Genomic DNA, 20,251 nt, shown 5'->3' on the forward strand with positions numbered 1-20,251 from the left:
ACTTCGGGAAAGCCCGCTGACAGGCCATCTACCTACGCTTCCCTGATGACGTTTTCTTCTCAACGCCACATCCCCGTCTGGCCGTGGATCTCACTCCTGTTCCTGCTGGTCCTCCGACTGGCATGGCTTAACGCGTACACGCTCAACTCGGATGAGGCGCAACACGCGCACGTGGCGTGGGCATGGACGCAAGGACTGTTGCCGTACCGCGACGTGTTCGATAACCACGGCCCGCTGTTTGGATGGCTGCATTCACCGTTGCTTCGGTGGCTCGACAATCGGCCCGACGTATTGACCTGGCTACGCCTGGCCATGCAGTTCTGGTACGTCGTTGCGCTTGGATCCGCCGGTTGGGTGGCGCGCCGTCTCTACGGTTGGCGCACCGCCGTGGTGGTCGTGCTGGTGGCAGGGTTGTTTCCGCGTTTCTTCATCGTCAGCGGCCAGTTCCGCACCGACGACATGTGGATGGCGATGTGGCTGCTGGGGTTGGCTTTCATCGCAGGGGCGCCGCCGCGAGCCTGGCGTTACTTCCTTGCTGGACTTGCCTTTGGTTGCGCCTTGTCGGTGTCGCAGAAGACGCTGGTGCTGCTGGCGACCTCGCTGGTGGCTGCGGGTGTTGTCCGCCTGCTGCGTCCCGCGGGCGCGCCGCGCGCTGGCGTGCGGTGTTGGCTGGCCGCGTTGCTGGGTCTGCTGCTTGTCCCCGCGATCTTCGTGGCTTGGCTGGCCTCGCATGGCGTGTTGACTGAGGCGTGGTACGGACTTGCTGGTTACAACGTAGGCGGTGCCAACAAGCGACATGCCGCGCAACAGGGTTTGTGGTTCATCCTGTTGGCAGTGGCCCTGATCGTCCTCTGCGTGCGCGTGGCGCGTCAGCGTTCCGAGCAGGGTTTCGACTGGCCCGTGTTCTTCTTGCTGCAAGGCGGCCTGTACCTGTTCCTGATTTGGTTTATTTGGCCGCTCATCACTAAGCAGGATTTCCTGCCAGTGCTGCCCACGCTGGCCATCGCCTTGACTAGTTGGGTGTCGGCCTGGGCATGGCTTGGGAGTCGTCCGCGCCTGCAGGCCGGGCTACTGGTGTTTGTCGTGGTGGCGGAATTGGCGACCCTGATCGCCTACGCGCCGCCATGGCAGGACAGCCTTGCCGAACAGCGTGCCGAGTTGTCGACCGTGCTTCGCTATACGGATGAAACGGACACGGTGATGGATGCGAAGGGCGATAGCATCTTCCGCATGCGCCCTTATTACCCCGTGCTGGAAAGCCTGGCCATGCGTCGATTGCGCCGTGGCCAGATGGTGGACACCATCGTCGATGACTTGATCAATCACAAAACCATGATGGTGATCATTCGTCGCTTGCCGCCATCGAGCGCGCGCTTCGTCATGCTCAATTACGTGCAGGCGGGCGACGACCTCTGGGTGGCGGGCCATGGGTTGCCCGACCATCAGCTCAACCAGACGATCGACGTGAAGATGCCTGGAGACTATGTCGTGACCGACGGCCATCGTCGTCTGAGCGGCAGCCTTGATGGTGGTCCGATGGCGGACCACTGGTTCCTCGATCGTGGAACCCACCATCTGGTCGTCAGCGAAGGTACGCCCGTGGCCTACGTGTGGTCGCAAGCATTTGACCGGGGTTGGCGCCCGGCACCTCCTGTCACGGGAGGCTGACGTGGCCTTGACCCTGAATGCCGGGACGCGCCTTCTGGTCGTGGCCCCGCACCCGGATGACGAATCCATTGCTACCGGCGAGTTGATCCAGCAGGTACGGCTGGCCGGTGGTGAAGTGCAGATTCTGTTGCTGACCAACGGCGACAACAATCCCTGGCCGCAGCGCTGGGTGGAGCGACGGGTTCGCATCGGCCTGGACGAGCGTCGCCGATGGGGTGAGCGCCGTCGTACCGAAGTGGGCGAAGCCCTGGTCCGGTTGGGCGTGGATGCCCAAGCCCTGCGGCCTCAGGGATGGCCTGACATGGGGATAACTGCCCGTTTGCGCGAAGCGCTGGACGACAGTCTGGCCATCCTCCTGGAACGCCTGGATGATTTCAGTCCAACGGTGGTGGCGCTGCCCGCACTGGGTGATCGCCACCCCGACCACAGCGCGGCCCATGTGCTGACCCGGCTAGCCGTGGCTCGCTGGGGGCGCCAGGCGCCGGAGATGCTTTCCTACCTCGTCCATGGTCATGAGGTGGGCACGGGCGGCAAGGTAAAGCTCGATTCCTCGGTGGGGCTGCATGCCACCAAGATGGCGGCGCTCGCGTGCCACCGCAGCCAGATGGCGCTGAGCGGCAAGCGTATGCGCCGCCTGGCGGACCGGGCCGAGCGCTACCAGTGGACTCCCGGATCGTCAGCCACCTCGGATTCGGCCGTGTTGCCGTGGCAGCCATCGCCGCTGCTACAGGGCTGGCTGCATCTGAGCCTGGTTGACGGGCAGGGTATTCGCCAGTGGTCCTGGCGCGAGGCTCCGTTGGCCAGGGATGGGCAGGGGCGTCATGTCCTGCACGGACTGGATCCCACCATGGAGGGGCCCCGCTTCGTGAAGCTTCATATGAATGTGCCGTCCCCCTGGATCTTTGATCGGTGGGGTTGGTGCGAGCTCCACGTCGGTTAGGTCCGCTAGGCGCTGGTCTCGTCACAATCTGTCGACATCTTGCTTGTCGCTAAGCCGTGGCGGTCGCTACGATGCGGCGAGGGGCGCCGCCGCAGCGGCGTACAGGAGTAGTCATGAATCCGGTCATCGCCGCCCGTCAGGGCATTATTTCGTTGAAGATCAAGGACGCGGCGTCGCTTTACAACGCCTACATGCCTTATCTGAAGTACGGCGGCCTGTTTGCGCCCACCGCTCAGAAGTACTCGTTGGGCGACGAAGTGGTGCTGCTGATCAACCTCACCGACGAGGGGGAACGCCTGTCGGTGGCCGGCAAGGTCGTGTGGGTCACCCCGATCGGCGCGCAGGGCAATCGCACGGCCGGCATCGGTGTGCAGTTCAACGAATCCCCCGATGGCGGGGCTGCCCGCACCCGTATCGAGAACATCCTGGCCGGGATGGCCGGCTCTGAGCGGCCCACGCACACCATGTGAACCCCTAGACCTTGGTCGTGTGTGTGTGCCAATCGCACCGCAAGGTCCTTTTTTAGTCGCCTGTAGCGTCTTTCAGATACCGGTCAAGGCTTGTTGTTGTTAAGCGCACTGATACAATGTCGCGCTTCCCGACTTTGATCGTGGAAAGTCGCACGTTCGCAGCTGCGCAAGCATCGTGATCGTGGTGCACAACCCATGGCCTTCACCGGCCGTGCCGAATCCGGTTCTGGACCGTTTCCCCGACGGTCACTGATGCGCCAAAGAAGGCGCGGAGGTACGTTTCACCGTGCTTGCCGAATACTGGCCCATTCTGCTGTTCATCGGCGTCGCCGCCGGCCTTGGCGTGGTCTTGCTGGTCATTGGCCTGCTGGCCGGCCCGCGTCGTCCCGAAGCGGACAAGCTCTCGCCCTACGAGTGCGGCTTCGAAGCCTTCGAAGACGCCCGCATGCGCTTCGACGTGCGGTACTACCTGCTGGCGATCCTGTTCATCATCTTCGACCTGGAAATCGCCTTCCTGTTCCCGTGGGCAGTGGTGTTCCAGAAGATCGGCATCATCGCGCTGATCGAAATGGCGCTGTTCCTGCTGCTCCTTGTCATTGGTTTTGCTTACGTGTGGAAGAAGGGAGCACTGGAATGGGAGTGATCTCGTCCCTTGACCGGGTGATGCACAACCCGCAGCCGTTGAACCTAGTGGACGATATTCTGCGTCCGGCCGGGGACAATCCTGTCATTCAGCGCGGTTTCGCCACGACCAGCGTCGACGCCCTCATGAACTGGGCGCGCACCGGTTCGATGTGGCCGATGACCTTTGGTCTCGCCTGCTGCGCTGTGGAAATGATGCATGCCGGCGCCGCGCGTTTGGACCTGGATCGCTACGGTGTGGTGTTCCGCCCGAGCCCGCGCCAGTCCGACGTGATGATCGTGGCCGGCACCCTGGTCAACAAGATGGCCCCGGCGTTGCGCAAGGTCTACGACCAAATGCCCGATCCGAAGTGGGTCATCTCCATGGGCAGCTGCGCCAATGGCGGTGGCTACTACCACTACTCCTATTCCGTGGTGCGTGGTTGTGATCGCATCGTGCCGGTGGACATCTACGTGCCAGGTTGCCCGCCGACGGCCGAAGCGTTGATCCACGGCATCCTGCAGTTGCAGAAGAAGATCCGTCGCACCAATACCATCGCGCGTTCCTGATAAAGGCGCAGCAAAGTTATGACCGATACACCGATCAACTCGCTGGCCGAGCGCCTCTCCGCGCGATTCGGCGACACGCTGAAGATCAGCGTCGTCCGCAACGAAGTCACCGCCGAAGTGGCCGCTGCCGACTTGCTCGCGGTGACCACCGCGCTGCGTGACGAAGCCCCGTTCCGTTTCGGCGTGCCGATCGACGTCTGCGGCGTTGACTACATGAGCTACGGCCAGACCGAGTGGGACACGGAAACCGTGTCCGGTACCGGCTTCTCGCGTGGTGTGGAAGGCGAGGCCGTCGGCCGCTTCACGTGGTCCGATCGCCCGCGTGCCGATACGCTGCCGAACCGTTTCGCATCCGTCGTGCACCTGCTGTCGCTGGAGAACAATCAGCGCCTGCGTCTGCGCGTGTTCTGCGAAGACGACACGCTGCCGGTGGTGCCTTCGCTCACCGGCATCTACCCGGGCGTGAACTGGTTTGAGCGCGAGACGTTCGACCTGTACGGCATCATCTACGAAGGCCATCCGGACCTGCGCCGCATCCTCACTGACTACGGTTTCGTGGGTCATCCGTTCCGTAAGGATTTCCCGCTGATCGGCAACGTCGAAGTGCGCTACGACCCCGAGCAGAAGCGCGTGGTGTACGAACCCGTGTCGATCGAACCGCGCGTGCTCGTGCCGCGCGTCATCCGTGACGACGCCGACCTGCTGCAGGCCAAGGCCGAAGCGGCCGACAACTGGCGGAACAACTGATCATGCAAGAGATCCGCAATTACACGATGAACTTCGGCCCGCAGCATCCTGCTGCGCACGGCGTGCTGCGTCTGGTGCTGGAGATGGACGGTGAAACCGTTGTCCGTGCCGATCCGCACATCGGCCTGCTTCACCGCGGTACCGAAAAGCTGGCCGAGTCCAAGCCGTTCAATCAGTCGATCGGCTACATGGATCGCCTCGATTACGTGTCGATGATGTGCAATGAGCACGCCTACGTGCGCGCTATCGAGACCCTGATGGGTATCGAAGTGCCGGAGCGTGCGCAGTACATCCGCACCATGTTCGACGAGATCACCCGCATCCTGAACCACCTTATGTGGATCGGCTCCAACGCGCTCGACCTGGGCGCGATGGCGGTGTTCCTGTACGCGTTCCGCGAACGCGAGGAATTGATGGACGTCTACGAGGCGGTGTCGGGCGCGCGCATGCACGCCACGTACTACCGTCCGGGCGGCGTCTACCGCGACCTGCCGGGCCAGATGTCGCAGTACCGCGAGTCGCCCTGGCACAAGGGCAAGGACCTCAAGCGCCTCAATAGCTGGCGCGAAGGTTCCATGCTCGACTACCTGGAGGCTTTCACCAGCGACTTCCCGACCAAGGTGGACGAGTACGAGGAACTGCTCACCAATAACCGTATCTGGAAGCAGCGTACCGTCGGTATCGGCGTGATTCCGCCGGAAAAGGCGCAGGCCTGGGGCATGACGGGCGTGATGCTGCGCGGTTCGGGCATTGCCTGGGATCTGCGCAAGAAGCAGCCGTACGCCAAGTACGCCGAGGTGGATTTCGATATCCCGGTGGGCGTGGGCGGCGACTGCTACGACCGTTACCTAGTTCGCGTCGAAGAGATGCGCCAGTCCAATCGCATCATCCAGCAGTGCGTGAAGTGGCTGAAGGCCAACCCCGGCCCGGTCATCGTGCAGAACTACAAGGTCGCTCCGCCTCATCGTGAAAACATGAAGGAGGACATGGAAGCGCTGATCCACCACTTCAAATTGTTCACCGAAGGCTACGGCGTGCCAGCAGGCGAGACGTACGCGGCGGTGGAAGCACCGAAGGGCGAGTTTGGCTGCTACCTCGTGTCGGATGGTGCGAACAAGCCGTTCCGCGTGCACCTGCGCGCGCCGGGCTTTGCCCATCTCTCCTCGATGGACGCCATCGTGCGTGGCCACATGCTGGCTGACGTGGTGGCGATGATCGGTACCTACGACCTCGTGTTCGGCGAAGTCGATCGCTGAGCCCACGGGAGCCATTGAATGAAAGCCACCGGAAATTACGAGCAGGTCAAGAACGTTGACCCGCTCGTTGTACTCAACGAACACACTCGTCATCACATTGAAGAGTGGGTTGCCCGTTTCCCGCCTGATCGCAAGCGTTCGGCACTGATCCAGGCGCTGTTTGCCGCGCAGGAACAGAACCAGGGCTTCCTCACAGACGAGCTGATCACTGCGGTTGCCAAGTACCTCGAACTGCCCGCTGTATGGGCGTACGAGGTCGCCAGCTTCTACTCGATGCTCGAGACCAAGCCGGTAGGCCGCAACAACGTCGCCATCTGCACCAACATCTCGTGCTGGCTCAACGGCGCTGAAGAATTGGTGGCACATGCCGAGAAGAAGCTGGGCATCAAGCTCGGCGAGAGCACGGCGGATGGTCGCGTATACCTCAAGCGTGAAGAAGAATGCATCGCCGCCTGCGCCAGCGCGCCGGCGATGACCGTCAATGGTCACTACCACGAGCGTCTCTCGATCCAGAAGATCGACGAGATCCTCGACGGTCTTAAGTAAGGGCAGGGCGAAATGGCTTACGGACCCGCACCCCAAGAACATCAGGTCGTCTACACCACGCTGCATTTCGACAAGCCGTGGGCGATGGACAGCTACACCCAGGTCGGTGGCTATGAAGCGTGGAAGAAGATCCTCGCCGAAAAGCCCGACCCGAACGCTCTGATTGAGGAGATCAAGAAGAGCAACCTGCGCGGCCGTGGTGGCGCGGGCTTCCCGACCGGTCTGAAGTGGTCCTTCATGCCGAAGGGCGATATGCAGAAGTACATCCTCTGCAACTCCGACGAATCGGAGCCGGGCACCTGCAAGGACCGCGACATCCTGCGCTTCAACCCGCACGCGGTGATCGAGGGCATGGCAATCGCGTGCTATTGCACGGGCTCGACCGTTGCCTACAACTACCTGCGCGGCGAGTTCCATCACGAGCCCTTCGAGCACTTCGAAGAGGCGTTGAAGGAAGCCTATGCGGCTGGTCTGCTCGGCAAGAACATCCAGGGCACCGGCCTCAATGTGGACATCTATGGCGCACTCGGCGCCGGTGCCTACATCTGCGGCGAAGAAACCGCGCTGATGGAATCGCTGGAAGGCAAGAAGGGCCAGCCGCGCTTCAAGCCGCCGTTCCCGGCCAACTTCGGCCTGTACGGCAAGCCCAGCACGATCAACAACACCGAAACCTACGCCTCGGTGCCGGCCATCCTGCGCAAGGGTGCCGACTGGTTCCTGGCGCAGAGCAAGACCAAGAACGGCGGACCGAAGGTCTTCTCGGTCTCCGGTTGCGTGCAGAAGGGCGGTAATTTCGAAGTGCCGCTGGGCACCACCTTTGACGAACTGCTGGAAATGGCCGGCGGTCTGCGCCCGGGTCGTACGCTGAAGGGTGCGGTTCCGGGTGGTGTGTCCATGCCGGTGCTGCGCGCTGAGCAGCTCAAGGGCCTGCCGTTCGACTATGACACCCTGCGTGATCTCAAGACGGGTCTGGGCTCCGGCGCCATCGTGGTGCTCGACGACACTGTCTGCACGGTCCGCTTTACCCGCCGCATCTCGCAGTTCTTCCACAAGGAAAGCTGCGGCCAGTGCACGCCGTGCCGCGAAGGCACCGGCTGGATGCACCGCGTGCTGGATCGCATCGTGGCCGGTCAGGGCACGATGGACGACCTGCACCGCCTGAAGGCCATTGCCGGCCAGATCGAAGGCCACACCATCTGCGCGTTCGGCGAAGCCGCCGCGTGGCCGGTGCAGGGCTTCCTGCGCCAGTTCTGGGATGAATTCGAGTACTACATCGTCAACGGCCGCTCGATCGTCGACGACAAGCTTGGAGCCGCCGCATGAGTGCGCAGCCCGCTACGCCCCATCTCGACCTCGTGAACATCGAGGTCGATGGCAAGCCCACGCAGATCCGCAAGGGCGCCATGATCATCGAGGCGGCTGATGCCATTGGCATCAACATTCCTCGCTTCTGCTATCACCGCAAGCTTCCCATCGCCGCCAATTGCCGCATGTGCTTGGTGGAAGTGGAAATGGGCGGCAAGCCCATGCCGAAGCCGCAGCCGGCGTGCGCCACTCCGGTGGCCGAAGGCATGAAGGTAAAGACCCGTACCGACGTCGCTCTGAAGTATCAGAAGGACGTCATGGAATTCCTGCTGATCAACCACCCGCTGGATTGCCCGATCTGCGATCAGGGTGGCGAGTGTGAACTGCAGGACGTCGCGCTGGGCTACGGCCGCAGCGTGTCGCGCTACACCGAGCGCAAGCGCACCATCGCGGACGAGAACCTCGGTCCGCTGGTCGCCACCGAGATGACGCGCTGCATCCAGTGCACGCGTTGCGTGCGCTTCACCAGCGAAATCGCCGGCACCTACGAGCTGGGCGGCATGAGCCGTGGTGACAATCTGCAGATTGGCACGTACATCGGCAAGACCATCGAGACGGAACTGTCGGGCAATATCATCGACGTCTGCCCGGTGGGTGCGCTCACCAACAAACCGTTCCAGTTCCAGGCTCGCGCCTGGGAGTTGGTCGCCAAGCCGTCCATCGCCTATCACGATGCGTTGGGTTCCAACCTGTGGCTGCATACGCGCCGCGGTGAGGTGCTGCGCACGGTGCCGCGCGATAACGAATCGGTCAACGAGTGCTGGCTCTCGGACCGCGACCGCTACAGCCATCAGGGCCTGTACGCGGCGGACCGTGTTCATGCGCCGCAGGTCAAGCGCAACGGTCAGTGGGTCGCCACCACGTGGGACGACGCGCTGGGTGTCGCCGCCGAATCGCTGAAGGCTGTGCCGGGCAGCGAGCTGGGCGTGCTGGTGCATGCGGCCGCCACCAATGAAGAAGGCGATCTGCTGGTCCGTCTTGCGCGCGGCCTCGGCAGCGCACATATCGACCACCGCCTGCGTCAGCTCGACTTCGCCGACAACGCTGTGGCCACACCGTTCGCCACGCCGGTGGCTGAGCTGGACAAGGTAAAGGCCGCGCTGCTGGTCGGCTCCGACCTGCGCCATGAGCTGCCGCTCGTCAATCACCGCATCCATCAGGCGGTGAAGAAGGGCGCCAAGGTCTACACCGTCAATCCGGCGAGCTTCAACTTCAATTACCACCTGGCTGGCGAAGCCATCGTGGCTCCGCAGGCGCTGGTCGATGCGCTGCTGGCACTGGCCAAGGCTGCTGTTGAGGCGGGTGCAGCCGCGCCGAGCGCGCTGGCTGATGCGATCAACGGCGCCACGTTCGATCAGGGCGACAAGGACGCGATCGCTCACCTCAAGAGCGGTAGTGCAGTTGTCATTCTGGGCGAAGCCGCCGTCACGCATCCGCAGGCCTCGTGGCTACGTGCCGTGGCGCAGTTCATCGCGCAGGCGACAGGAGCGGGCTACAACGAACTGCCGGTCGGTGCGAATGCCGTGGGCCTGGGCCGTGTCGGCGTGCTGCCGGGCAACGGCGGCCTCGATGCGCAGGCCATGCTGGCGCAGCCGCGCAAGGGTTATGTGCTGTACGGCGTCGAGCCGCAGGACGTGGCCGACGGCGCTTCGTTCCTGAAGGCGCTGAAAGGCGCCCAGAAAGTGGTTGCCTTCTCCGCTTACGCCAGCAATGCGCTGCGTGACGTGGCCGACGTGATTCTGCCGATCGGCTTGCTACCGGAAATCGACGGCACGCTGGTTAACGTTGACGGCCTGTCGCAGAGTGTGGCCGCGGGCGCGAAGGCGCCCGGCGATGCACGTCCGGGCTGGAAGGTGTTGCGTGCTTTGGGTGGTGTCCTCAAGGTCGCCGGGTTCGAATTCGACGATCTGGCTGGTCTGCGCGAGGGCATCAGCGAGCGTGCTCACCAGCCGCGCGCCGAACTGGCTTCGCGCCCGGCAGCGGGTGGCTTGAGCCGCTTGGCCACCTGGCCGATCTACCGCACCGATGCCGTGCTCCGTCGTGCCACCGCGCTCAGTAAGCACCCGCTCAATCGCGCACCGGCCGTCCGCGTCAATGCGGACGAAGCCAAGCGATTGGGGTTGGGCGAGGGCGATGCCGTGCGCGTTGCCGATGCGGTACTGCCGCTGGTGATCGATGTGACCGTGCCAGACGGCGCGGCGTGGATCGAAGCCGGGCATGAAGACACTGTCACGCTGCCGCCTTACGGCGCAGCCCTCACCCTGAGCAAGGCATAAGCACATGGGCGAACAGCTAATCAACCAGGTTCTCTGGCCCGTTCTGGGCATCCTGGCCATCGTCCTGCCGCTGGTGATCACGGTGGCGCTGTACGTGTGGTGGGAGCGCAAGGTGCTCGGCTGGATGCACGTGCGCATGGGGCCCAACAAGATCGGTCCCTTTGGCTTGCTGCAGGCCTTCGCGGACGTGACCAAGCTGCTGCTGAAGGAAGTGATCCTTCCGAGCAGCGCGAACAAGGTGCTGTACTACCTGGCACCGCTGATCGCCCTGGTCCCGGCGTTGGCGGCATGGGCGGTAATCCCGTTCAACGACAAGCTGGTGCTCGCCAACGTCAACGCGGGTCTGTTGTACCTGCTGGCGATGACCTCGCTGGGCGTGTACGGCATCATCCTCGCCGGCTGGGCCTCCAACTCGCGCTATGCGCTGCTGGGTGCCATGCGTTCGGCGGCGCAGGTGATTTCGTACGAACTGGCCATGGGCCTGTGCCTGGTGTGCGTGCTGGTGCTGGCCGGCTCGCTGAACCTTACCGACATCGTGCATGCACAGGCCGGTAGCAAGGGCATCTTCGACTGGTTCATGTGGCCGTTGCTGCCGGTGTTCATCATCTACTTCATCTCGGGCGTCGCCGAAACCAATCGCGCGCCGTTCGACGTGGCAGAAGGCGAGTCGGAAATCGTTGCCGGTTTCCACGTGGAGTATTCGGGTTCGGCGTTCGCGCTGTTCTTCCTGGCCGAATACGCCAACATGATCCTGATCAGCTTCCTGGCCCCGATCCTGTTCATGGGCGGCTGGCTGTCGCCGTTGCCGGCATCCTGGGGCTTCGTTGGCCAGCCCAGCATCGTCTGGCTGCTGATCAAGGTCTTCGTATTCGCCTTCATGTTCCTGTGGTTCCGCGCCAGCTTCCCGCGTTACCGCTATGACCAGATCATGCGTCTGGGCTGGAAGGTATTCATTCCCATCACCATCGTCTGGGTCCTCGTCGCCGGCTGCATGAAGTTTTTCGGCTGGGTCACCGTCGGCACGGGAGGCTGAAGAAACATGTCCCGCGTAACTCACTATTTCAAAAGCCTGCTGCTCATCGAGCTGCTGAAGGGCCTGGGTCTGACCATGCGTTACATGTTCAGCCCCAAGTACACGATGCGCTACCCGATGGAGCACATCCTCAAGTCCAACCGCTTCCGCGGCCTGCATGCGCTGCGCCGCTACGCCAACGGCGAGGAGCGTTGCATTGCGTGCAAGCTGTGCGAGGCGGTGTGCCCGGCACTGGCCATCACCATCGACTCGGCCCCGCGTGAAAGCGACGGCCAGCGCCGCACAACGCGCTACGACATCGACCTGTTCAAGTGCATCTTCTGCGGTTTCTGCGAAGAGAGCTGCCCGGTCGACTCGATCGTCGAAACCCATATCCACGAGTACCACTTCGAGCAGCGTGGCGAAAACGTGGTGACGAAGCCGCAGTTGCTTGCTATCGGCGATCGCTTCGAAGCCGAAATCGCAGCCAGCCGCGCTCAAGACGCCGCGTATCGCTGAGGACGGGACATCATGATTGATCCGAATATGTTCCAACTCGTGTGTTTCTACGCCTTCGCGGCCGTCACCGTGGTGGCGGCGCTGGGCGTGATCACGCTGCGCAACTCGGTGCACGCTGTGCTCTCGCTGGTGCTCACGTTCTTCAGCACCGCCTGCATCTGGCTACTGGCCGAAGCCGAATTCCTCGCTATCGCACTCATCGTGGTCTACGTGGGCGCGGTGATGGTGCTGTTCCTGTTCGTCGTGATGATGCTCGACATCAAGCAGGAGCAGGTGAGGGAGGGCTTCATCAAGTACCTGCCGATCGGCATCATCGTGGCCCTTATCATGCTGGGCGAGATGCTTGGCCTGATCGGTGTACGTGCCATGCATGAGACGGTGATGGGCGCCAATCCGGCTGTTCTGAATGGCGTGCCGGTCTCCAATACCGAATGGCTGGGTCATGCGCTCTATACCCAGTTCCTGCTGCCGTTTGAAATCGCCGCGCTGATCCTCACGGTGGGTGTGGTGGCTGCGGTCGCACTGACTCTGCGCCAGCGTACCGGCGTGCGCCATCAGCAGGCTTCGCAGCAGGTCCGCGTCAATGCGCGTGACCGCATACGTGTGGTGAAGATGGCGGCGGAAGTTCCCGTCGCGCCGCAGCCGGCACCGAGCAAGGAGACCACTCCATGATCACGCTTTCGCACTTCATCGTGCTCGGCGCGGTGCTCTTCTGCATCGCCCTGGCCAGCCTCTTCATCAACCGCAAGAACGTCATCGTGCTGTTGATGTCGATTGAGCTGATGCTGCTGGCGGTGAACATCAACTTCGTCGCGTTCTCGCGTTTTTACAACGACGTGGCGGGGCAGGTGTTCGTGTTCTTCATCCTTACCGTAGCCGCGGCGGAAACCGCCATCGGCCTGGCGATTCTGGTCCTGCTGTTCCGCAACCGCAGCACCATCAACGTCGCCGAAATCGACAGCATGAAGGGCTGACCCCGTGGAACTTTCTACCTCCATTCTGCTGACCATTGCCCTCGCACCGCTCGTCGGATGCGTCCTGGCGGGTTTCTTTGGCCGCTTCATCGGCCGAGCCGGATCGCACACCGTAACCATTCTTGGCGTGGCGGTTGCGTGCGGCCTGTCGTTCTACGTGCTGTACCAGATCACTGCGGGCGGTGCGCCGGTCTATAACCAGAACATCTACACCTGGTTCGACATCGGCAACTACAGCGCCCACGTCGGCTTCATGATCGATCGCCTCACCGCCATGATGATGGTGGTGGTGACCTTCGTGTCGCTGCTGGTGCACATCTACACCATCGGCTACATGGCCGAGGATCCGGGCTACCAGCGTTTCTTCAGCTACATCTCGCTGTTCACCTTCTCGATGTTGATGCTCGTGATGAGCAACAACTTCATGCAGCTGTTCTTCGGCTGGGAAGCGGTGGGTCTGGTGTCGTACCTGCTGATCGGCTTCTGGTACAAGCGCCCGACGGCGATCTTCGCCAACCTCAAGGCATTCCTGGTCAACCGTGTGGGTGACTTCGGCTTCCTGCTGGGCATCGCTGGCGTGCTGTACTTCCTGGGCACACTGGACTACGCCACTGCGTTTGCCGCTGCGCCGACTCTGGTGGGCAAGACCCTGCAGATCACCCAGAACACGCATTGGGACGCTGCCACGGTCATCTGCATCTTGTTGTTCATCGGTGCGATGGGTAAGTCGGCTCAGGTGCCGTTGCATGTGTGGCTGCCGGATTCGATGGAAGGCCCGACCCCGATTTCGGCGCTGATCCACGCCGCGACGATGGTGACCGCCGGCATCTTCATGGTGGCGCGCATGTCGCCGTTCTTCGAGCTTTCGGAGACCGCGCTCAGCTTCGTGATGATCATCGGTGCCACTGGTGCGCTGTTCACCGGCCTGATCGGCATCGTGCAGAACGACATCAAGCGCGTCGTCGCGTACTCCACGCTGTCACAGCTGGGCTACATGACGGTGGCGCTGGGCGTGTCGGCTTATGCCGGCGCCGTGTTCCATCTGATGACCCATGCGTTCTTCAAGGCGCTGCTGTTCCTGGGCGCGGGCTCGGTCATCATCGCCATGCACCATGAGCAGGACATGCGCTACATGGGCGGTCTGCGCAAGTACATGCCGATCACCTGGATCACCATGTGGATCGGTTCGCTGGCGCTGTGCGGCGTGCCGTTCTTTGCGGGCTTCTACTCGAAGGACGCGATCATCGAAGCGGTGGGCGAGTCGCATCGCGCTGGTGCCAGCTACGCCTACTTCTGCGTGATGGCCGGTGCATTCGTCACCGCGCTGTACACCTTCCGCCAGATGTACCTGACCTTCCACGGCAAAGAACGTTTCGTGGTGGTGCGCGATCATGGCCACGGTCATGGTCACGATGCTCATGCCGACCATGATGACCACCATCACGTCTCGCACAAGGATGACCATGGCCATCACGAGCAGGGCATCATGCACGAGACGCCGAAGGAGTCGCCGTGGGTGGTGACGCTGCCGCTGATCTTGCTGGCGATTCCGTCGGTCATCATTGGCGCGTTGGCGGTCAAGCCGCTGCTCTTTGGCGAGTGGTTCGGTTCCGCCATCCACGTCAACGAAGCGAACAACGTGCTCGGCGAGCTGGGCAAGGAGTTCCACGATTGGATGTCGGCAGGCCTGCACGGTTTCACGCAGCTGCCGTTCTTCCTGGTGCTCGCGGCCTTCGCCATCCAGACCTACATCTACCTGTTCAACCCGGCCTTGGCTGATCGCATCAAGAATGCGCTGAAGCCGATCTACAACGTGCTCAACCACAAGTACTGGTTCGACGCGGTGTACTACATCGTCTTTGCTCGCGGCGGCATGGCGCTGGGTCGTGCCCTCTGGAAGGGTGGCGATGCCACGATCATCGACGGTGTGCTGATCAATGGTTCGGCGAGTCTTGTGGACCGTATCGCGGGTGGCGTGCGTCGCCTGCAGTCCGGTTACCTCTATCACTATGCCTTCGCGATGATCCTCGGCCTTATCCTGCTGCTCGGCGGGTATTGGCTGGTCGGGCAATAAGGGAACCTGCTCCATGTTCAATCATTTGCTCAGCCTGCTGATCTGGCTTCCCATTCTGGGTGCCATCCCCGTGCTGCTTGCCGGCTCCAGTCGCCCCAACGCGGCGCGCTGGATCTCGCTGCTGGTGGCCATCGCAACCTTCGTGGCGAGCCTTTGCCTGCTGTCGCACTTCAATGCGGCAGACGGTGCGAAGCAGTTGCTCGAAAATCACGTGTGGATCGCTCCGCTCGGGGTCAACTATGGCCTCGGTGTCGACGGTATCTCCGTGGCGCTGATCCTGCTGACCACCTTCGTCGGCATCCTTGTGATCGTCGGCGCCTGGGAAGTCATCCAGACCAACCCGCATCAGTACATGGCTGCCATGCTGGTGCTCGAGGGCCTGATGATCGGTGTGTTCTGCGCCACCGACGCGTTGCTGTTCTACGTGTTCTTCGAGGCCATGCTGATCCCGATGTTTATTCTCATCGGTGTCTGGGGCGGTCCGCGTCGCGTTTACGCCACGCTGAAGTTCTTCATCTACACGTTCTTCGGCTCCATCTTCATGCTGGTGGGCCTGATTTACTTGTACCTGCAGGCACACACCTTCGATCTGGCGGCGCTGGCGAACCTGCCGCTGTCGATGAAGGAGCAGACCTGGCTGTTCTTCGCCTTCCTTATCGCTTTCGCGGTGAAGGTGCCGATGGTGCCGGTGCATACCTGGCTTCCGGATGCGCACGTGGAGGCGCCGACCGGCGGTTCGGTGGTGCTGGCCGCGGTGATGCTGAAGATCGGTGGCTATGGCTTCTTGCGCTTCTCGCTACCCATCGTGCCGGACGCCGCTGACGCGTACGCCTGGGTGGTGATCGGCCTGAGCCTGGTCGCGGTGGTCTATATCGGCTACATCGCGCTGGTGCAGGAGGACATGAAGAAGCTGGTGGCGTACTCGTCCGTGGCTCACATGGGCTTCGTGACGCTGGGTATCTTCATCGCCTTCATGTTGGTGCGCGGCACCAACAACCTCGATGCCGCCAAGCTGGGCATGCAGGGTGCGATGGTGCAGATGATTTCGCACGGCTTCGTGTCCGGCGCGATGTTCTCGTGCATCGGCGTGATGTACGACCGCCTGCACACCCGCCAGATCAAGGACTACGGTGGCGTCATCAACGTGATGCCCTGGTTCGGCTTCTTCTATGTGCTGTTCGCCATGGCTAACAGTGGTCTGCCGGGTACCAGCGGTTTCGTGGGCGAGTTCCAGGTGATCCTGGCTAGCTTCCAGGCCAATCCGTGGATCGCGTTCTTCGCCGCCTTCACCTTGATCATCGGTGCGGCCTACACGCTGTATATGGTCAAGCGTGTGCTGTGGGGTGACATCACCAACCCGCACGTGGCGGAGATGAAGGACATCAACGGCCGCGAGTGGTTCGTTCTAGGTGCCTTTGCCGCGGCCGTGTTGGCCTTGGGCATCTGGCCGCAGCCGCTGATCCACCTGATGGACGCTTCGGTGTCGCAGCTGGTGACGCAGCTTGGCAATCACAAGATCTAAGCAGGACCGATCATGCCGAATCTCAATGACATTCTGATCCTGTTGCCGGAGTTCTATCTGGTAGCGGCAGCGTGCTTGCTGCTACTACTGGATGCCTTCATGAAGCCAGAGCAGCGCCCCATGCTGCACTGGTTGTCCATCGCCGTGCTGCTCGTGGCCATGTACTTGGTAGTGGCCGGTCAGCCGAGCCAGCCCGTGACCGCCTTCGGCGGCATGTTCATCCGCGACGGGGTGTCTGAGATCCTCAAGGTCTTCGCGCTGCTGAGCACGGTGCTGGTGTTCGTCTACGCCAAGCCCTACCTGCAGGATCGCAAGCTGTTCGTGGGCGAGTTCTACACGCTGACCATCTTCGCGGTGATCGGCATCATGCTGCTGGTGTCGGCCGGCAACCTGATCATGGTGTATCTGGGGCTGGAACTGCTGACGCTCTCGTCCTACGCGCTGGTCGCATTGAATCGTGATTCGCGCCTGTCCTCGGAAGCAGCCATCAAGTACTTCGTGCTGGGTGCACTGGCCTCGGGCATGCTGCTGTACGGCATGTCGATGGTGTACGGCGCTACCCAGACGCTGGATCTGGCCCATCTGCACGTAGCCGCCACGCATACCAACATGCCGCACCTGCTGGTGTTCGGCCTGATCTTCATGATCGTGGGTATCGGCTTCAAGCTGGGTGCAGCGCCGTTCCACATGTGGATTCCGGACGTGTACCAGGGTTCGCCGACGGCGGTGACCATTTTCATCGGTTCCGCACCGAAGCTGGCCGCGTTCGGTATGGCGTATCGCCTATTGGCTTCGGGCCTGGGTGACCTGTCCCAGCATTGGCAGCTCATGCTGGCCTGCTTGGCCGTGCTGTCGCTGGCGATCGGCAACATCGTCGCCCTGGTGCAGAGCAACCTGAAGCGACTGCTGGCCTACTCGACCATCTCGCACATGGGTTACCTGCTGGTCGGCTTGGTCAATGCCAGTCCGGAGGGCTATGCCGCCGCGCTGTTCTACGCCATCAGCTACGCGCTGACCGGCGCCGCTGCTTTCGGCGTGATCCTGGCCCTGGCCCGTGCCGGTTTCGAGTGCGAAGAAATCGACGATCTCAAGGGGCTCAACCAGCGTTCGCCGTGGGCCGCGTTCCTGATGATGCTGGTGATGTTCTCGCTGGCTGGTGTGCCGCCGCTGTTCGGCTTCTTCGGCAAGCTGCTGGTGTTCCAGGCTGCAATCCACGCCGGCTTCATGTGGTTGGCCATCGTCGGTGCCGTGTTCGCCATCATCGGCCTCTACTACTACCTGCGCGTCGTCAAGGTGATGTACTTCGACAAGCCGGTGGAGGGCACTGAAATTCACCTGCAGAAGGACGTTTCAGTTCGCCTGGTGCTGTCGTTGAACGTACTGGCGTTGCTGGTGCTCGGTATCGTCTGGGGCCCGCTGTTTGGCTGGTGCCAGAGCGTTTTTGTCGGTTGAAAACCATCGTGACGACTGCATGTCGTCACGATGTCTTGTCAGTGAATGTGAAATTATTTTCGCGAAAAGGCTTGCAAGAATTCGGCCATCTCGCTATTATTTTCGGACTCTGATGCGGGGTGGAGCAGTCTGGCAGCTCGTCGGGCTCATAACCCGAAGGTCGTAGGTTCGAATCCTACCCCCGCTACCAGATCTTTCTTAGAACAAGAAAGCCTCCTCGTGAGGCTTTTTTGTTGGGCGCAAGGAAGCGTCGCACGTGCGTCACAAGCCGCTTAGATGCTGGCTGCGCCCCAGGTGCCCCGAAAGAGTCTGGATGGGTCGGGACATCGGCGAGACGCTCTTATTTGAGAGCATGGAATGGGCCGCTTGAGCCCATTTTTTGTTTCTGGCGATCGGTAACGGTAGACGAATCATGGATACGCAGGCACTGGCTCAACGCTTCACGGAAATTCTGGTCGATCTCGGGCTGGAGTGTATTGGCGTGGAGTTCACCCCGTCGCAGGGGCAGAGTACCCTGCGTGTCTACCTCGACATCGAGGGTCGCGAAATCAACGTGGAAGACTGCGAAGCGGCAAGTCGCGAGCTGTCGGCCATGCTGGATGTGGAAGATCCGATTCCTGGCCACTATGTGCTGGAAGTTTCCTCGCCAGGCATTGATCGCCCGCTGTTTACGGCGGCTCAGTTCGCCAAGGTAGCGGGTACAGACGTAAAGATTTTGCTGAAGGCGCCCCTGGAAGGACGCCGCCGCTTGCGCGGCAAGGTCATATCGGTGGAAGGCGAGCGAATTTCGCTGGAAGCAGAAGGCAAGACCTTCGAGTTCGACCATGACGCCGTAGAAAGCGCGCGCGTGGTGCCGGATTGGATGGCGCTCGGTTATCAGCCGCAGCCCAAGCCGGGAAGCAAGCCGGGCAAGAAGGCCACGAAGTAAATCAATCGAAACCGATGGGGCGCCGATGGCGTCTACGGAGTTGCTGCAATGAGCAAAGAGCTTTTGCTGGTGGTTGACGCGGTTGCCAATGAAAAAGGCGTGCCGCGTGAAGTGATTTTCCAGGCTATGGAAGCGGCGCTCGCGTCCGCGGCCAAGAAGCGCTATCCGGACGAAGATCCGGATATTCGCGTGGTCATCGACCGCCACAGCGGCGATTACGAGACCTTCCGCCGTTGGGAAATCATCGCCGACGACGGCGAGATGGAGTCGCCGTTCCACCAGGTCCGCCTGATGGATGCCGTCGACGAGCGCGAAGGCGCTGAGATCGGCGAGTACATCGAAGCACAGGTCGAAAACGCCGAGTTCGGCCGCATCGCCGCACAGGCCGCCAAGCAGGTGATCGTGCAGCGCGTTCGCGAAGCCGAGCGCATGCAGGTGGTGGACGCCTTCCGCGAACGCGTGGGCGAGCTGGTCACCGGCATCGTCAAGCGCGTCGAGCGCGGCAACGTCTACCTCGACCTGGGCAGCAACGCCGAAGCCTTCATTCCGCGCGACCGAACCATTCCGCGCGAGTCGGCCCGTGTCGGTGATCGCGTCCGCGGTTACCTCTACGAGGTACGCTCGGAAGCCCGCGGCCCGCAGCTGTTCGTGTCCCGCGCCGCGCCGGAATTCATGATTGAGCTGTTCAAGCTCGAAGTGCCGGAAGTCGGTCAGGGCCTGGTGGAGATCAAGGGTTGTGCCCGCGATCCGGGTGACCGCGCCAAGATCGCCGTGGTCGCGCATGACTCACGCACCGACCCCATCGGCGCCTGCATCGGTATGCGCGGTTCGCGCGTGCAGGCCGTGTCCAACGAGCTCAATGGCGAGCGCGTGGACATCATCCTGTGGCATGAAAACCAGGCCCAGTACGTCATCAACGCGATGGCGCCTGCAGAAGTGCAGTCCATCATCATGGACGAGGAAAAGCACTCCATGGACATCGCTGTGGCTGAGGACAAGCTGTCCCAGGCCATCGGTCGCGGTGGCCAGAACGTGCGCCTTGCCAGCAAGCTCACCGGCTGGCAACTCAACGTGATGACGCAGGACCAGGTCGCCGCCAAGAGCGAGGCCGAGCAGGAATCGGCACGCCAGTTGTTCATGGACAAGCTGGAAGTGGACCAGGAGATCGCAAGCATCCTGGTGCAGGAAGGTTTCTCCAGCGTCGAGGAAATCGCCTATGTGCCCAGCGCTGAACTGCTGGCCGTGGAAGGCTTCGACGAAGACATTGTGGAAGAGCTCCGCGCCCGCGCCCGCGACGCGCTGCTGACCGAA

At 62.1% G+C, this 20,251-nt stretch carries 18 protein-coding genes, 1 tRNA gene and 1 pseudogene; all 20 read left to right on the plus strand.

The annotated features are described in order from the left end of the window. Positions 1-45: 45 nt before the first annotated feature. Positions 46-1,668, plus strand: coding sequence for a hypothetical protein (locus tag DYST_RS23810; protein WP_239949031.1), 1,623 nt, complete (start codon positions 46-48; stop codon positions 1,666-1,668). Position 1,669: 1 nt separating this feature from the next. Then, positions 1,670-2,608: a PIG-L deacetylase family protein gene (locus DYST_RS23815; RefSeq protein ID WP_239949032.1), complete on the plus strand. Its 939-nt coding sequence runs from the start codon at positions 1,670-1,672 to the stop codon at positions 2,606-2,608. 113 nt (positions 2,609-2,721) lie between these two features. Continuing rightward, entirely contained in the window at positions 2,722-3,078 is a 357-nt protein-coding gene (locus DYST_RS23820) for a PilZ domain-containing protein (protein ID WP_102304182.1), read from the plus strand. A gap of 286 nt (positions 3,079-3,364) precedes the next feature. Next, on the plus strand, positions 3,365-3,721 hold the full coding sequence (locus tag DYST_RS23825) for an NADH-quinone oxidoreductase subunit A (RefSeq protein WP_102304180.1): 357 nt from the start codon (positions 3,365-3,367) through the stop codon (positions 3,719-3,721). Next, entirely contained in the window at positions 3,712-4,269 is a 558-nt protein-coding gene (locus DYST_RS23830) for a NuoB/complex I 20 kDa subunit family protein (protein WP_074550954.1), read from the plus strand. Before DYST_RS23825 ends, DYST_RS23830 begins: the two co-directional genes overlap by 10 nt. A gap of 18 nt (positions 4,270-4,287) precedes the next feature. Next, positions 4,288-5,016, plus strand: a complete 729-nt coding sequence (locus tag DYST_RS23835) for an NADH-quinone oxidoreductase subunit C (protein WP_102304178.1) — start codon at positions 4,288-4,290, stop codon at positions 5,014-5,016. A 2-nt stretch (positions 5,017-5,018) separates the two neighbouring features. Then, a complete protein-coding gene (locus DYST_RS23840; RefSeq protein WP_102304176.1) occupies positions 5,019-6,272 on the plus strand; it encodes an NADH-quinone oxidoreductase subunit D in 1,254 nt (417 codons plus the stop codon). 18 nt (positions 6,273-6,290) lie between these two features. Beyond that, positions 6,291-6,818: an NADH-quinone oxidoreductase subunit NuoE gene (gene nuoE, locus DYST_RS23845; protein WP_102304175.1), complete on the plus strand. Its 528-nt coding sequence runs from the start codon at positions 6,291-6,293 to the stop codon at positions 6,816-6,818. Positions 6,819-6,830: 12 nt separating this feature from the next. Then, positions 6,831-8,141 carry an NADH-quinone oxidoreductase subunit NuoF gene (gene nuoF / locus DYST_RS23850; protein WP_239949038.1) on the plus strand — a complete coding sequence of 437 codons (1,311 nt, stop codon included), beginning with the start codon at positions 6,831-6,833 and terminating at the stop codon, positions 8,139-8,141. Further along, complete coding sequence (gene nuoG / locus DYST_RS23855) at positions 8,138-10,459, plus strand: NADH-quinone oxidoreductase subunit NuoG (RefSeq protein WP_239949040.1); 2,322 nt, start codon at positions 8,138-8,140, stop codon at positions 10,457-10,459. Before nuoF ends, nuoG begins: the two co-directional genes overlap by 4 nt. 4 nt (positions 10,460-10,463) lie before the next feature. Next, entirely contained in the window at positions 10,464-11,492 is a 1,029-nt protein-coding gene (nuoH, locus tag DYST_RS23860) for an NADH-quinone oxidoreductase subunit NuoH (RefSeq protein WP_239949042.1), read from the plus strand. A 6-nt stretch (positions 11,493-11,498) separates the two neighbouring features. Beyond that, the gene (gene nuoI, locus DYST_RS23865) at positions 11,499-11,990 is read left to right on the plus strand and encodes an NADH-quinone oxidoreductase subunit NuoI (protein ID WP_239949044.1); all 492 of its coding nucleotides are present in this window, start codon (positions 11,499-11,501) and stop codon (positions 11,988-11,990) included. 12 nt (positions 11,991-12,002) lie between these two features. Then, on the plus strand, positions 12,003-12,662 hold the full coding sequence (locus DYST_RS23870; RefSeq protein WP_239949053.1) for an NADH-quinone oxidoreductase subunit J: 660 nt from the start codon (positions 12,003-12,005) through the stop codon (positions 12,660-12,662). Continuing rightward, positions 12,659-12,964 carry an NADH-quinone oxidoreductase subunit NuoK gene (gene nuoK / locus DYST_RS23875; RefSeq protein ID WP_102304167.1) on the plus strand — a complete coding sequence of 102 codons (306 nt, stop codon included), beginning with the start codon at positions 12,659-12,661 and terminating at the stop codon, positions 12,962-12,964. The genes DYST_RS23870 and nuoK overlap by 4 nt, the downstream gene beginning before the upstream one ends. Before the next feature lie 4 nt (positions 12,965-12,968). Then, positions 12,969-15,038 (plus strand): NADH-quinone oxidoreductase subunit L, encoded by a 2,070-nt coding sequence (gene nuoL, locus DYST_RS23880; RefSeq protein WP_239949055.1) that lies wholly within the window; start codon positions 12,969-12,971, stop codon positions 15,036-15,038. Between the two features lie 13 nt (positions 15,039-15,051). After that, a complete protein-coding gene (locus tag DYST_RS23885; protein ID WP_102304165.1) occupies positions 15,052-16,560 on the plus strand; it encodes an NADH-quinone oxidoreductase subunit M in 1,509 nt (502 codons plus the stop codon). Between the two features lie 12 nt (positions 16,561-16,572). Then, positions 16,573-18,012 (plus strand): NADH-quinone oxidoreductase subunit NuoN, encoded by a 1,440-nt coding sequence (nuoN, locus tag DYST_RS23890; RefSeq protein ID WP_102304164.1) that lies wholly within the window; start codon positions 16,573-16,575, stop codon positions 18,010-18,012. 113 nt (positions 18,013-18,125) lie between these two features. Then, positions 18,126-18,202, plus strand: a tRNA-Met gene (locus DYST_RS23895). A 222-nt stretch (positions 18,203-18,424) separates the two neighbouring features. Continuing rightward, the gene (rimP, locus tag DYST_RS23900; protein ID WP_102304163.1) at positions 18,425-18,940 is read left to right on the plus strand and encodes a ribosome maturation factor RimP; all 516 of its coding nucleotides are present in this window, start codon (positions 18,425-18,427) and stop codon (positions 18,938-18,940) included. A gap of 48 nt (positions 18,941-18,988) precedes the next feature. After that, positions 18,989-20,251 (plus strand): annotated as a pseudogene (gene nusA / locus DYST_RS23905) (transcription termination factor NusA); the annotation flags it as partial.

This window comes from Dyella terrae, from assembly GCF_022394535.1.
Taxonomy (GTDB): Bacteria; Pseudomonadota; Gammaproteobacteria; order Xanthomonadales; family Rhodanobacteraceae; genus Dyella.

What these genes read in the sequence shown, in the direction of transcription:
- DYST_RS23810 (WP_239949031.1), top strand. Translation starts at nt 46, where the DNA reads ATGACGTTTTCTTCTCAACGCCACATCCCCGTCTGGCCGTGGATCTCA.
- DYST_RS23820 (WP_102304182.1), top strand. Translation starts at nt 2,722, where the DNA reads ATGAATCCGGTCATCGCCGCCCGTCAGGGCATTATTTCGTTGAAGATC.
- DYST_RS23830 (WP_074550954.1), top strand. Translation starts at nt 3,712, where the DNA reads ATGGGAGTGATCTCGTCCCTTGACCGGGTGATGCACAACCCGCAGCCG.
- DYST_RS23835 (WP_102304178.1), top strand. Translation starts at nt 4,288, where the DNA reads ATGACCGATACACCGATCAACTCGCTGGCCGAGCGCCTCTCCGCGCGA.
- DYST_RS23840 (WP_102304176.1), top strand. Translation starts at nt 5,019, where the DNA reads ATGCAAGAGATCCGCAATTACACGATGAACTTCGGCCCGCAGCATCCT.
- nuoE (WP_102304175.1), top strand. Translation starts at nt 6,291, where the DNA reads ATGAAAGCCACCGGAAATTACGAGCAGGTCAAGAACGTTGACCCGCTC.
- nuoF (WP_239949038.1), top strand. Translation starts at nt 6,831, where the DNA reads ATGGCTTACGGACCCGCACCCCAAGAACATCAGGTCGTCTACACCACG.
- nuoG (WP_239949040.1), top strand. Translation starts at nt 8,138, where the DNA reads ATGAGTGCGCAGCCCGCTACGCCCCATCTCGACCTCGTGAACATCGAG.
- nuoH (WP_239949042.1), top strand. Translation starts at nt 10,464, where the DNA reads ATGGGCGAACAGCTAATCAACCAGGTTCTCTGGCCCGTTCTGGGCATC.
- nuoI (WP_239949044.1), top strand. Translation starts at nt 11,499, where the DNA reads ATGTCCCGCGTAACTCACTATTTCAAAAGCCTGCTGCTCATCGAGCTG.
- DYST_RS23870 (WP_239949053.1), top strand. Translation starts at nt 12,003, where the DNA reads ATGATTGATCCGAATATGTTCCAACTCGTGTGTTTCTACGCCTTCGCG.
- nuoK (WP_102304167.1), top strand. Translation starts at nt 12,659, where the DNA reads ATGATCACGCTTTCGCACTTCATCGTGCTCGGCGCGGTGCTCTTCTGC.
- DYST_RS23885 (WP_102304165.1), top strand. Translation starts at nt 15,052, where the DNA reads ATGTTCAATCATTTGCTCAGCCTGCTGATCTGGCTTCCCATTCTGGGT.
- nuoN (WP_102304164.1), top strand. Translation starts at nt 16,573, where the DNA reads ATGCCGAATCTCAATGACATTCTGATCCTGTTGCCGGAGTTCTATCTG.
- rimP (WP_102304163.1), top strand. Translation starts at nt 18,425, where the DNA reads ATGGATACGCAGGCACTGGCTCAACGCTTCACGGAAATTCTGGTCGAT.